The organism is Arthrobacter sp. MAHUQ-56 (assembly GCF_019710585.1).
Taxonomy (GTDB): Bacteria; Actinomycetota; Actinomycetes; order Actinomycetales; family Micrococcaceae; genus Arthrobacter.
In genome coordinates this window covers 185,210-196,969 of the sequence record NZ_JAIFZQ010000010.1, presented here as the reverse complement: position 1 = coordinate 196,969, position 11,760 = coordinate 185,210, and the positions used below count along the sequence as shown (strand labels likewise).

Here is an 11,760-nt window from a genome sequence, read left to right as displayed (position 1 = left end):
CAAAAAGCACGGACCTGTCCGTCCACACGGCAAAGGACCTCAAACGGGTTCAGGACAGCCTCAACAACCGGCCACGCCCCACCCTCGGCCTCGCAACCCCCAAGCAGAAATTCAACGAGCTCCTCCTCGCCGCAGCAGCCTAACCGTTGCAACCACCACTTGACTTTCCACTCTCAAAACGGCAGCTACTCAGCAATCGATGGGATGAACTGGGGGTTAGAGGGTGGCGGCGGAGAAGGTGTCGCACTGTTTGATGTCGCCGGACTGGTAGCCCTGCAGGAACCAGCGCTGGCGTTCCTCGCTGGAACCGTGCGTCCAGCCTTCGGGGGAGACCCTGCCCGTCGCCGCCTTCTGGATCCGGTCATCGCCCACGGACGCGGCCGCCGAGAGGGCATCGCTCACGTCCTGCTGCGTCAGGGGCTCCAGGTATGGCTGCCCGGTGTTCGGGTCCGCCGTCGTGGAAGCGTACTTGGCCCACAGGCCCGCATAGCAGTCGGCCTGCAGCTCGGTACGCACGGATCCCGACTCCGGCCCTTGCGGGTCCTGCTGGGCCCGGTTCAGGTCGCCCAGCAGGTTCTGGACGTGGTGTCCGAATTCGTGGGCCACCACGTATTCCTGGGCCAGCGGGCCGCCCGAGGAACCGAACCGGTCCACGAGTTCCTGGAAGAAGCCCGGATCGAAGTAGGCGGTAGTGTCCGTAGGGCAGTAGAACGGACCCACGTCGGAGGTCGCGGCCCCGCACCCGGTGTTCGTGCCGCCACTGAAGATCACCGCTTCCGGCCGCGGGTACTGAACGTTGTACTGCTTCAGGTAAGTGGGCCAGAACGCGTTGAGGCTGTTGACCGTGCCGGTGATGCGGCAGTCCAGGCGGGCATCGGCGTCCGCGCCGGTACTGCACGCAGGCGCCGTGCCCTGGGACTGTCCACTGCCGCCGCCCTCGGTGAGTCCGCCGAGCATATTGGGGTTGATGCCCAGCAGGAGCGCAACGAGCAGCACCAGGCCGCCGCCGATCCCGCCGCCAACCTTAACTCCCCGGCCCATGCCGCGCCGGTCCTGGACTTGTGACGGATCCAGCTGCACGTTGTCATTGAAACTCATGAAGTCACAATACCCGCGAGCCCGCCGCTCAATCCGTGCCGGCCGGTAAAGTTGGTGCGTGCCTTTCCTGAACAGAATCCAGCGCTGGGCGGAAGAGCGGCCGCACGACACCGCCGTCGTGATTGCCGGCCGCCGCCTTGACTGGGCAACGCTGCGGGATGAAGCTGCAGCCATGGTGGCGGAGGCGAAGTCAGTCACTACCCTCTGCGAAGCCAACTCCGCGCATTTCGCCACCGCCTTTGCAGCCGCGGTGGCCGGCGGCCGCCAGTGCGCCGTGCTGGACCCAGCGTGGCCGGCGGCCCTGCAGGAGGACATTGCGCGCCGGGTGGAGGCGTGCGCGGCCGCGGCCCCTGTATCCCCTGACGACTCCCTGGCCGACGGCCCACCGGAGGCCAGTTTCCTCATCGGCCTCACCTCCGGCACCACCTCCGTGCCCAAGGCCTTCACACGGTCCCGACAGTCCTGGCAGCAGTCCTTCGACGCCTCCATCGAGTTCTTCGGCCTCCGCCAGGACGACGTGACCCTTGCGCCGGGGCCGCTCGCGGCGAGCCTGAACCTTTATGCCCTCGCCGAATGCCTGTACGCCGGCTCCGAGTTCCAGGCCCTTGAAACCTTCGACGTCGGCGACGTCCACGCCGCGATCACCCACGACCGGGTGACCCGGCTGGTCCTGGTTCCCACCATGCTGCGCATGCTCAGTGAACGGGGCATGACCGGATGCGTGGACGCGTCCGGCATCCGGACCATCATCTGCGCCGGATCCAAGCTCGACGCCCGCACTTTGGAGGCTGCGCGGAGGTGGGCGCCCAATGCCACGATCTACGAGTACTACGGTGCGTCCGAGCTGAGCTTCGTCTCCGGCACGGGACTTGTGGCCGGACAGTTGGCCGCGGGCGGCACTGGAATCGGCAGGCCGTTCCCCGGCGTTGATGTCCGGATCCTCGACGACGGCGGGGCCGAGGTGCCGGAGGGTGCCTCCGGGAACATCTGCGTCCGCAGCGGCATGGTCAGCAACGGTTACCTGTGGGGCGACGACGGAGAGGCGCTGCGGTCCTTCGACGGCTGGTTCACGGTGGGGGACCAGGGCTACCTCGAGGCCGGCGAGCTGCACATCCTCGGCCGCCGCGCGGACATGATCCTCACCGCGGGCAGGAACGTCTACCCGCACGAAGTGGAGCTGGCGCTGGCCGCCGTTCCCGGCGTGGGCGCCGCGGTGGCCGCGGGGATGCCCGACGACCTGCGTGGGCAGCGCGTCGTGGCAGGCGTGGTCCCCTCGCAGGGCGGGATCACCGCCACCCAGCTGCGCGCGGGCCTGGAGAACATCCTGGCCCGGGACAAGCGGCCGCTGCAGTATTTCCTCCTCGCCGAACTGCCCGTCACGGACCGCGGCAAGGTCAGCCGTAACCTGCTGCTGGACTGGATCGAGTCCCGTGACCCCAGGGTGCGCGCCCTTGCCGGCTGAACTCCTGCCCCCTGAACGCCAGCCGGTCATCATCGCGGCACGGCGGACCCCGGTCTGCCGTACGAACGGGTCCCTGCGGAGTCTGCGGGCCCACGAACTGCTGGCGCCGGTCCTGCGCGAACTCGTCTCCGGTCTTGGGCTTGATCCTGAATCCGTTGATGACGTGGTGATCGGCAATGCCGTGGGCGGCGGCGGGAACGTCGCCCGGCTGGCGCTGCTGGAGGCGGGGCTTCCGGTGGGCGTGCCCGGGCTGACCGTGGACCGGCAATGCGGTTCAGGCCTGGACGCCATCGTCCTCGCGGCCCGGCTGGTGGCCGCGGGCGGCAACCCGCTGTACCTGGCGGGCGGCGTGGAGAGCACCAGCACCGCGCCCCTGCGTGCCCACCGGAATGACGACGGCGGCCCGGAGTTCTACAGCCGCGCACAGTTCGTGCCGGAAAGCTACGGCGACCCGGACATGGGCGTCGCTGCGGAGACTGTGGCGCGGGAATACGGCATCGGCCGGGACCGGCAGGATGCGTTTGCCCTGGCGAGCCACCAAAAAGCCCTCGCTGCCGCCAAGGATGGGCTATTCGAGGCCGAACTGGTGCCCCTTGCCGTCGACGTGGGAACCGTGTCAGCGGATGACGGCCCGCGCCGCAGCCTGACGCCGGCCCTCATGGCCCGGTTCCCTGCCGCCTTCGTTCCCGGGGGAACTGTCACCGCCGGGAACTCCTGCTTTGACGCGGACGCCGCTTCCGCCGTCGTCGTCACCTCCCTGGCGCGGGCCCGGCAACTGGGGGCGGAGGACGCGCTGCTGGTGCGCGGGACCGGAACTGTGGGAGTTGCCCCCGGCGTCCTGGGCATCGGCGCTGCCGTGGCCGCGCGTGATGTGCTGGCCGCGGCGGGCGTGACGGTGGACCGGGTGGACCTGGTGGAATTCAACGAGGCCTTTGCATCTCAGACGCTGGCGTGCCTGGACCTGTTGGGAATCCAGTCCGCGCGGGCGAACCTTGACGGCGGGGCACTCGCGCTGGGCCACGCCTACGGCGCTTCCGGCGCCGTATTGGTGACGCGGCTGCTGGCGCAGGCGCGCAGGTCGGCTGCGCCGGGAACCCTGGCGCTGGCCATGATCAGCATGGCCGGCGGCATGGGAACCGCGGCATTGCTGGAGTACCGGCGGCTGCTGTCCCAGTGACGCTGTCCCGCTGACGCTTGCAGCGCCTCAGTCCTCCGCTTCGCCGAGCCCCCTGGCGGCGAGCGCTTCGCCCGTCTGGCGGGCAAACGCCACTGAGGTGATGAACACGGGAAGCACCAGAGCGCGAGGGTTGCGCTCCAGTCCCCGGGCCCGGGCGGAATCCCTGACATCCGAGAACGTGCCGGCGATGTAGGGGATGCTCCGCAGCATGATGCCGATGGTGAGTGCGAAGCGCTCGGGGTCCGCGCCCAGCCTCCTGAACGGTCCGGCCGCCTTGACCACACCGTCCAGCAGCCGCTGCACCGGGGTGGTGGCGGTGAGCAGCGAGGCGGCGACGATGCAGACAAGGATATTCAGGACGATCCGGGCGGCCGTGGGGGCGCCCAGCTGCAACCACTGGAACACGCCGATCACCAGCAGCACCACGGCGAGGGGACGGACCGCACGCCAGAGCCGCTTCACACCGGCGCCGGTGAGCAGGAAGAGGCCGCAAAGGACAACCAGCATGGCAGCGGAGATCCGCCAGTCGACAATGATGAAGGATGCCAGGCCGCAGGCAAAGACAAGGAGGAACTTCAGTCCCAGCGGTGAGCGGTGGAGGACCGAATCGCCCGGCACGTAGTTGGCCAGGAGGAAGCCGTGCCCCCTCACCGGGGATCCTGCCCTGTAGCGTTCTGTGCCGGGGCGCCCTGTCCTGGAGCGCTGAGTCCCTCCAGGCACCAGGAACGGTAGGCCGCTACAGCATCCGCGGGGTTGCCGTCGAATGCCACGCGGCCCTGTTCGATGACCAGCACCCGGTCCATGTCCATGGCGAGGTCCAGGTCGTGGGTGGACATGATGATCTGTTGGTCCAGGCCCGCCAAGGTACGGCGGAGCAGTTCCCGGTTGCGCAGGTCCAGCAGCGTGGACGGCTCATCCAGCACCAGGACTTTCGGGTCTACCGCCAGGACGGCGGCGAGCGCCATCAGCTGCCGCTCCCCGCCGGAGAGCTCGTAGATGCTCTGGTCGGCCAGGGGCAGCAGGCCAAGACGTTCGAGCGCCGCCCCGGCCTGCGCGCGCCGCTCGGCGCCGTTGCGCACCGAACGCCGCAGCGAGAGCTCCACGTCTTCCCTGCCGGTGGGCATCACCAGCTGGGACAGGGGATCGGTGAAAACGAAGCCGACGTTCCGGCGGACCTTCCGCACGGCACGAACGGTGTCGTCGCCGTCGACCGTGACCGTGCCCGTGGTGGGCTGGATGAGTCCGTTGACCAGCCGCAGCAGGGTGGATTTTCCTGATCCGTTGGCTCCGATGACGCCCACCCGGGCTTCCTCCAGGCGCAGGTTGACCGCGTCGAGGAGGATTTTGGGCTGCGGAGAGTCGTCGCGTTCGACGGCGGCTGCCACCTGGTCAAAGATCACTGCGGGCATGGTGCCGGGACCTAGGCCGTTGCGGCGGCGATGGCGGTTCGCCGCACGCGGCGGACGAGGACGTCGGGGAAGGCGCGGTGGAGCGCGACGGCGATGGCGGCGGCGAGGACGTTCTTGATGATGTCCCCCGGGTAGAAGACCAGGTCACTGATGAAGGCCTGGGCAAGTGTGGCTTTGGAGTTCAGGGCGATGCCGAGGATGCCCAGGGAGTGCACCACCACAACGCTGGTGGCCGTGGCCGACAGGAAGAACCACAGGGCGCGCGCCCTGGTGGTCCGCTTTATCACCACGGTGGCCAGCCAGCCGACGATTCCCGCGGCGATGGGGAAGGCGATGATGTACCCGGCGGAGGGCCCGGCGAGGATGCCAAAGCCGCTGCGGCCCTGGCTGAAGATGGGCAGGCCGGCGAGGCCGAGGAGGGTGTAAAGGCCCACGGCGGCGAACCCGCGGGCGGGTCCCAGCACCAGTCCGGTGAGCATCACGGCCAGGGTCTGGAAGGTGATGGGGACGCCGAACCCGTTCAGGGCCAGCCCTGGCACCAGGGCTGCGCCGGCCACCAGGGCGGCGAAGACGGCGATCAGCCCGAGGTCGGTGCCGTTCCAGCGTGGGCGCTCCAGGCGGGGACTGTTCTTGGTGGGGGTGTTGGTGCTGCTCATGGCTGTCCTGTCGGGGTTGTACAAGCGGAATCTAATGTACTGCCGACGTTACCGGCGCGGGGCGGCCGCCATTTTGTAGGGGGCCTACTAAGACCGCCTGCCGGTGCTGAGGGCTGGACACAAATCCGGCCGCGGCGGCCGGGTTGCCGTCCGCGTGCAGGGACAGGAGGCTGCTCAGGCAGGGAGCGGCAGCACCAGCAGGTATCCGGCGGGGAGGTTGCTGCTCCACCGCCGGGGCTCGCGCACTACGAACTGGGTGGCCAGCTGCTCTGGGGTGAGCAGGCTGTTGGGCGGGGGCGAGGGTCCCCACTGCCCGCTGCCATACGGATAGAGCGGGTCCTGGACGCGGACGCCGGTCACGGAGAATTCCTGGAAGTGCCGGGGATCGCCGATGGATTCGAACCCACTCATCACCCAGGCGTGGCGCCCGCTCCACATGACCAGGCCCACCGGCCTGCCCGTATCGGTAATGGCGCGCGCCGCGGTGAGCAGGGCGGTGCCGTAGTCGGTGATGCTGACAACACCGTAGGGTCCCATCCCGGATTGGGTCAGGACCTCGGCCCAGCCATAGGGGTTGGCGCCGTTGAACGAGTCCGACGACCTTGCCCGGGCCATCTCCCACAGGTTGCCCTGCTGGGTGGGATCGGACCAGGTGGCGCCTCCCGTGGCGTCGATCAGGTTGTGCGCCATCTGGATGCTCGCCGCGACGCACCAGTCGAACGTGTACTGCGGCACGAAGTCGCCCTCCTGGTAGAGGTTGAGGGCGAAGGGCTGGGGAGCCGGAGGTGGCGTGGGCGCCGGAGGCGGCGTCGGAAGCGCTGGGGGCTCCGGATCGGCGGTGTGCACCGGAGCGGGTGTGGCCCCGGCGACGGCCGGAGCAGAGGACGAAGGAGCCGGGGCGACGGTGGCTGCCTCATGGAGTCCTACGGCGGATGTGCAGCCCGAAAGGAGGGCCGCCAGGATGACGGACCAAACCAGGAGGCGGGAACGGGCGCCAGTCATGATCAGGACAGTTTAAGCCTCAGAACGCATAGCGGATACGGCAGTACGGCGCGATATTGCCGATCAGGTCGATGAGCTGCCTGACGTACCGCCCCTTGGTGCCGGAACGGTAGCGGACGTTCGTGAAGCCGTTGGAGGACACCTTGGATTCCTGCAAGTCCGGGCGCCACAGCATGCGTTCGGCCTGGGGGTGCCAGCCCAGGTTGACCTCGTGCAGCTGCTCGTTATGCGTGAGGAAGATGATTTCAGCCGCCAACTGGGCCTTGGCGGCGGCCGAAAGCGTGGCGTCGAGTTCCCGCAGCAGTTCCGCCCAGTCGCTGAGCCAGGTGTCCGTGACGATGACGGGGGAGAAGTTCACGTGCACCTCATACCCGGCGTCGACGAAGTCGTTGATGGCGGCCATGCGCTCGGACACCGGCGAGGTCCTGACGTCCACCGACTTCGCCAGCTGCGCGGGCATGAGGGAAAACCGGATCCTTGTGTGTCCGCCGTGGTCCCAGTCCAGCAGGGCGGGATTGACGAACTTGGTGGCGAACGACAGCTTTGCGGTGGGGATGTCGCGGAAAAGCGTCACGAGGTCCTCCACGTTCCGGCTGATCAGCGCGTCCACGGAGCAGTCGCTGTTTTCCCCGATGTCGTACACCCAGAGCTCGGGGTCGCACTGGTTGGGCTCAAGTTTCAAGCCCTGGCGCACGGCATGCCGCTCAACCGCCCCGCCGATCTGGTCGATGTTGGCGAACACCGTGACCGGGTTGCTGTAACCCTTGTGCCGGGGCACGTAGCAGTAGGCGCACGCCATGGCACACCCGTTCGCGCTCGAAGGGGCAATGAAGTCGGCGGAACGGCCGTTCGGCTTGACGGTCAGCGCTTTCTTGACGCCAAGGACCAGCGCTTCGGTCTTGATCCGGGACCAGCGGGGCACGTTCGTCTCGTCGCCGTGTACCTCCGGGATGTTCCAGTGGTTCTCGACCAGCACGACGTCGGCGCCAGGCCAGCGTTCGACGATCTCCCTGCCCCGGGGGAGCTCCAGGGCAGCCTGCTGCGCATAGATGCGCCGGATCTGCAGCAGGCGGTCGAAGTCCATGGGTTCCATTCTCGCTGGGCGCGGGCGGTGCCGGGGCAGTTTACGCCCTCAGCGTCCGGCCCGGCAGGCCCCCGTCGCTGGTCCATGCGGACCAACGGTAGACTTGGGTGGGCCGTTCTGCCGCCCATTGCCGCCCATGCCCCTGACGCCTCGGGGGTGGCGGACCGCCCCCTTGCTGAAAGGCCTTACCTGCTGTGATTACTGTCCAGGATCTTGAACTGCGTGCCGGCGCCCGGCTCCTGATGGACCAGGTGAGCTTCCGCATCGACAAGGGAGACAAAATCGGGCTGGTGGGGCGCAACGGTGCCGGCAAGACCACCCTCACCCGGGTCCTTGCCGGCGAAGGCCTGCCTGCCGCCGGCAAGGTGATCCGCAGCGGCGAAATCGGCTACCTGCCCCAGGATCCCCGCACCCCTGACATGGAACAGCTCGCCCGGGACAGGATCCTGTCGGCACGCGGCCTCGATATCGTCGTCGGGAAGCTCCGGAAGGCGCACGACGAAATGGCCAGCGAGGATGCGGACGTCCAACGGAAGGCCATGGGCCGCTATGACCGGCTGGAATCCGAATTCCTCGCAGCCGGGGGCTATGCCGCCGAGGCCGAGGCTGCTTCGATCTGTTCCAACCTTGCCCTCCCTGACCGCTTGCTGAACCAGCCGCTCAAAACGCTCTCCGGTGGCCAGCGGCGCCGTGTTGAGCTGGCCCGCATCCTCTATTCGGATGCCGAGACAATGCTCCTGGATGAGCCCACCAACCACCTTGACGCCGATTCCATCGCCTGGCTGCGTGACTTCCTGAAGAACCACCAGGGCGGCCTGATCGTTATCAGCCACGACACCGACCTGCTGGAAGCCACGGTCAACAAGGTCTTCCTGCTCGACGCCAACCGCGCCCAGATCGATTTCTACAACATGGACTGGAAGCGCTACCTCATCCAGCGGGAGACCGACGAGCGTGCCCGGAAGCGGGAACGTGCCAACGCCGAAAAGAAGGCACAGGTCCTGATGGACCAGGCGAACAAGATGCGGGCCAAGGCCACCAAGGCTGTGGCCGCGCAAAACATGGCCAAGCGTGCCGAGCGCCTGCTCAGCGGCCTGGAGGCGGTCCGCGAACAGGACCGCGTGGCAGCGCTGCGGTTCCCGGACCCGGCGCCCTGCGGCAAGACCCCGCTCACCGCGGACGGGCTCAGCAAGTCCTACGGCTCCCTGGAGATCTTCACCGACGTGGACCTGGCCATCGACCGCGGTTCCAAGGTGGTCATCCTGGGACTCAACGGCGCCGGCAAGACCACGCTGCTGCGGATGCTCGCCGGAGTGGACACCCCGGACACCGGCGAAGTCATCCCCGGTCACGGGCTGAAGGTTGGCTACTACGCCCAGGAACACGAAACCCTGGACCACAACCGCACCGTGCTGGAGAACATGCGCTCCGCCGCCCCGGATATGAAGGACGCCGAAGTCCGAGGGATCCTCGGCTCATTCCTCTTCTCCGGGGACGACGTCGACAAGCCCGCCGGCGTGCTGTCCGGCGGTGAGAAGACCCGCCTGGCCCTCGCCACCATCGTGGCGTCCAGCGCGAACGTCCTCCTCCTCGACGAGCCCACGAACAACCTCGACCCCGCCAGCCGCGCGGAAATCCTGGGCGCGCTGCGCAACTACACCGGCGCCGTGGTCCTGGTCAGCCACGACGAAGGTGCGGTCGAAGCCCTCAACCCCGAACGCGTGGTGATGCTTCCTGACGGCGTCGAAGACCTCTGGAACGAGGACTACCTGGACCTCATCACCCTCGCCTAGCGGACCTGCAGTTCCTGCGCTCCGGTGATCCGGAGCAGCTCGCGGTAGGTGATGCTGAACATGGACTTGTGGTCACCCGCTCCTGCCCACAGCAGCCCGTGAACCTGGAGGGATTCGTCCAGCAAGGTCCTGATTTTCTTCGGGTGGCCTACCGGGGCCACTCCGCCGACCTCCTGGCCGGTGTGCTCCAGGACGAAGTCGGGGGAGGCCCGGCGGATCTTTCCGGTGCCGAGCTGCGCCGCGACCAGCGCTGTATCCACCCGAGCGGCGCCGCTGGCCAGGATCAGCAGGGGATCGCCGCTGAGCTCGAACACCAGGCTGTTGGTGATCGCCGCAAGTTCACACTCCAACGCCGCAGCAGCCGCGGCCGCCGTGGGGACGCCCGCAGCAAAGGTGCGCACAGTGTCGCCGACCCCCGCCGTCACCAGCGCAGAACGTACCAGGGCCACCGGGCCGCCGTCGTACTCCACGTCTCAGTACCCCTGCGCGTCCAGGAGGGCGTCTTCTTCTTCCTCGGCCGTCGCCTTCTTCCGCTTCCGCTGGGCAGGCGGGCGACGGCGGGTGGTCACGGCTGCGTGTACAGTCCCGTCGTCGAGCAACTCCTCGTCCTCGGCGTCGATGGCTGCGTTCCGTGCCTGCTGCCGGGCCGCGTAACCGAAGCCGACGAACATCAGGACGCCGAAGGCGAACCACTGCAGCGAGTAGGACAAATGCGTCCCCTCGTCCGTGGACGGCTTGGGGAACGGGACCGGCATGTCCGCGACGGGCGGCGTTTCGGACGCTAGCTGGCCGTAAGCGCCGGTGCGCAGGGGATAGCCCAGCTGCGCGGCGTACGTTGGCAGGTCTATGGAGGCCAGCTGTCCTTCCGGTGCCCCGCGCTGCAGTTCCGGCTCCCCGTGCTTCAAGCGGACGACGGCGGTCACCTCGCCGGACGGAGGTGCCGGCACGGAGTCCGGACTGCCGGGATTCCTGTTGCCGATCGGCAGCCAGCCGCGGTCAATAACCACGGTTTCGCCGGTGGCCAGCCGGAAGGGAACCACCACTTCGTAGCCGGGCTGGCCGTTCAGCGGCCGGTTCCGCACGATGCGCTGGCCGTCAGCGAGGTAGGAGCCTTTAAGCTCCACCTGGGTCCACTCCTTGGCGGGGTCCAGCTTGTTGAACTGGTCGCTGGCCTGGGCGAAAGGAACCGGAGTGGCGGAGTAGTTGGTGACCACACGGTTGATCTCGGCCAACGTCTCCGCCCTCCGGTCCATCTGCCAGCGGCCCAGGAAGACGCACGCGGTGGCAAAGATGGCGGCCAGCAGGAGGTAGCCCAGCCACTTGCTGGAGAACAGGAAACGGTACATTCAGATGTCCTGCTCCATCGAGCCCGAGCCGTCGGCCTCGAGGGGCACGGTTTCCTTCCACAGCCCGCGGGTCTGCAGGTAGTCCTGGAGCCAGTCCCGGTGGTCCGAACAGGCCAGCCAGATCTTGCGCCGCTCCGGGTCATGGATCTTCGGGTTGTTCCACAGCAGTTGCCAGGATGCCTGTGCCCGGCACGCCTTGCGGGAGCAGATGGCGCCGGACTCGGAAGCGACGTCGGTCCCCGCCGCGAAATCGAAGATACTCATGATGCGTGGCGCTCCTCTCCGTGCCCTGGTTCATCATCCCTGACGAGTTCGCCCTGCAGCACGGCATTGCCGGCCGCCTCATCGTCCACCGGGCGGGTCGGGCTTTCAATTTCGGCCAGGGGAGCGGAGTCAAGCAGCAGGTCGCTGTGGACCTCGGCCTTGTCGCTCCCATTGGCTATAACCACGGCGATCCACGGCAGGAATACCGCTCCGGCCACCGCAATGATCTTCAACCAGCCATCCAGCACGAAGATCAGGATCAGGCACACCATGCGGATGCCCATGGCCAGGGCGTACTTGATCATCCGCTCACGCATGTCTTCCGAGTGCGCGGCCGCGGCATCGGTAATGCTGTGGACCTCCGTGTCACCCGAGAACCTTCCCGGTTCTTCGGGCGCGGAATGTCCCGCATGGTTTTCAAGGGTCACGGTGATTGATCACGCTCCAAAGGCTTCCCTTAATTCTCGCA

The 11,760-nt window shown here is 67.7% G+C and carries 13 protein-coding genes and 1 pseudogene; 4 read left to right on the top strand and 10 right to left on the bottom strand.

Translation table 11 applies throughout. From position 1 onward, the window contains the following. Positions 1-143, top strand: a pseudogene (locus K4G53_RS07590) (IS30 family transposase); the annotation flags it as partial. Between the two features lie 73 nt (positions 144-216). Here K4G53_RS07590 and K4G53_RS07585 read toward each other — a convergent pair. Continuing rightward, the gene (locus K4G53_RS07585) at positions 217-1,098 is read right to left on the bottom strand and encodes a neutral zinc metallopeptidase (RefSeq protein WP_221385099.1); all 882 of its coding nucleotides are present in this window, start codon (positions 1,096-1,098) and stop codon (positions 217-219) included. A gap of 58 nt (positions 1,099-1,156) precedes the next feature. On the opposite strand from K4G53_RS07585, the gene K4G53_RS07580 reads away from it, so the two are divergent. Then, a complete protein-coding gene (locus tag K4G53_RS07580) occupies positions 1,157-2,560 on the top strand; it encodes a class I adenylate-forming enzyme family protein (RefSeq protein ID WP_221385098.1) in 1,404 nt (467 codons plus the stop codon). Then, positions 2,550-3,737 (top strand): thiolase family protein, encoded by a 1,188-nt coding sequence (locus tag K4G53_RS07575; protein ID WP_221385097.1) that lies wholly within the window; start codon positions 2,550-2,552, stop codon positions 3,735-3,737. The genes K4G53_RS07580 and K4G53_RS07575 overlap by 11 nt, the downstream gene beginning before the upstream one ends. A 27-nt stretch (positions 3,738-3,764) precedes the next feature. On the opposite strand, the gene K4G53_RS07570 is transcribed toward K4G53_RS07575, so the two are convergent. From K4G53_RS07570 to K4G53_RS07550, 5 genes are all read right to left on the bottom strand, one after another. Beyond that, positions 3,765-4,388: an energy-coupling factor transporter transmembrane protein EcfT gene (locus K4G53_RS07570; protein WP_221385096.1), complete on the bottom strand. Its 624-nt coding sequence runs from the start codon at positions 4,386-4,388 to the stop codon at positions 3,765-3,767. Further along, the gene (locus tag K4G53_RS07565) at positions 4,385-5,146 is read right to left on the bottom strand and encodes an energy-coupling factor ABC transporter ATP-binding protein (protein ID WP_221385095.1); all 762 of its coding nucleotides are present in this window, start codon (positions 5,144-5,146) and stop codon (positions 4,385-4,387) included. Before K4G53_RS07565 ends, K4G53_RS07570 begins: the two co-directional genes overlap by 4 nt. 11 nt (positions 5,147-5,157) lie before the next feature. Continuing rightward, on the bottom strand, positions 5,158-5,802 hold the full coding sequence (locus K4G53_RS07560; protein ID WP_221385094.1) for a biotin transporter BioY: 645 nt from the start codon (positions 5,800-5,802) through the stop codon (positions 5,158-5,160). A 174-nt stretch (positions 5,803-5,976) separates the two neighbouring features. Then, on the bottom strand, positions 5,977-6,804 hold the full coding sequence (locus tag K4G53_RS07555) for a hypothetical protein (protein ID WP_221385093.1): 828 nt from the start codon (positions 6,802-6,804) through the stop codon (positions 5,977-5,979). Between the two features lie 19 nt (positions 6,805-6,823). Further along, the gene (locus K4G53_RS07550) at positions 6,824-7,888 is read right to left on the bottom strand and encodes a spore photoproduct lyase family protein (RefSeq protein ID WP_221385092.1); all 1,065 of its coding nucleotides are present in this window, start codon (positions 7,886-7,888) and stop codon (positions 6,824-6,826) included. A gap of 194 nt (positions 7,889-8,082) precedes the next feature. Here K4G53_RS07550 and abc-f point away from each other — a divergent pair, with 194 nt between their 5' ends. After that, complete coding sequence (abc-f, locus tag K4G53_RS07545) at positions 8,083-9,681, top strand: ribosomal protection-like ABC-F family protein (protein WP_221385091.1); 1,599 nt, start codon at positions 8,083-8,085, stop codon at positions 9,679-9,681. On the opposite strand, the gene K4G53_RS07540 is transcribed toward abc-f, so the two are convergent. From K4G53_RS07540 to K4G53_RS07525, 4 genes are read right to left on the bottom strand one after another with little or no spacing between them, the layout of a single operon-like run. Then, positions 9,678-10,151 (bottom strand): YbaK/EbsC family protein, encoded by a 474-nt coding sequence (locus K4G53_RS07540; RefSeq protein ID WP_221385090.1) that lies wholly within the window; start codon positions 10,149-10,151, stop codon positions 9,678-9,680. The two genes, abc-f and K4G53_RS07540, sit on opposite strands and share 4 nt — an antisense overlap. A 3-nt stretch (positions 10,152-10,154) precedes the next feature. Then, a complete protein-coding gene (locus K4G53_RS07535) occupies positions 10,155-11,027 on the bottom strand; it encodes an SURF1 family protein (RefSeq protein WP_221385089.1) in 873 nt (290 codons plus the stop codon). Continuing rightward, positions 11,028-11,291, bottom strand: a complete 264-nt coding sequence (locus tag K4G53_RS07530; RefSeq protein ID WP_221385088.1) for a hypothetical protein — start codon at positions 11,289-11,291, stop codon at positions 11,028-11,030. Further along, a complete protein-coding gene (locus K4G53_RS07525; protein WP_221385087.1) occupies positions 11,288-11,719 on the bottom strand; it encodes a DUF3099 domain-containing protein in 432 nt (143 codons plus the stop codon). The genes K4G53_RS07530 and K4G53_RS07525 overlap by 4 nt, the downstream gene beginning before the upstream one ends. Positions 11,720-11,760: the final 41 nt, after the last annotated feature.

What these genes read in the sequence shown, in the direction of transcription:
- K4G53_RS07585 (WP_221385099.1), bottom strand. Translation starts at nt 1,098, where the DNA reads ATGAGTTTCAATGACAACGTGCAGCTGGATCCGTCACAAGTCCAGGAC.
- K4G53_RS07565 (WP_221385095.1), bottom strand. Translation starts at nt 5,146, where the DNA reads ATGCCCGCAGTGATCTTTGACCAGGTGGCAGCCGCCGTCGAACGCGAC.
- K4G53_RS07560 (WP_221385094.1), bottom strand. Translation starts at nt 5,802, where the DNA reads ATGAGCAGCACCAACACCCCCACCAAGAACAGTCCCCGCCTGGAGCGC.
- K4G53_RS07555 (WP_221385093.1), bottom strand. Translation starts at nt 6,804, where the DNA reads ATGACTGGCGCCCGTTCCCGCCTCCTGGTTTGGTCCGTCATCCTGGCG.
- K4G53_RS07550 (WP_221385092.1), bottom strand. Translation starts at nt 7,888, where the DNA reads ATGGACTTCGACCGCCTGCTGCAGATCCGGCGCATCTATGCGCAGCAG.
- K4G53_RS07535 (WP_221385089.1), bottom strand. Translation starts at nt 11,027, where the DNA reads ATGTACCGTTTCCTGTTCTCCAGCAAGTGGCTGGGCTACCTCCTGCTG.
- K4G53_RS07530 (WP_221385088.1), bottom strand. Translation starts at nt 11,291, where the DNA reads ATGAGTATCTTCGATTTCGCGGCGGGGACCGACGTCGCTTCCGAGTCC.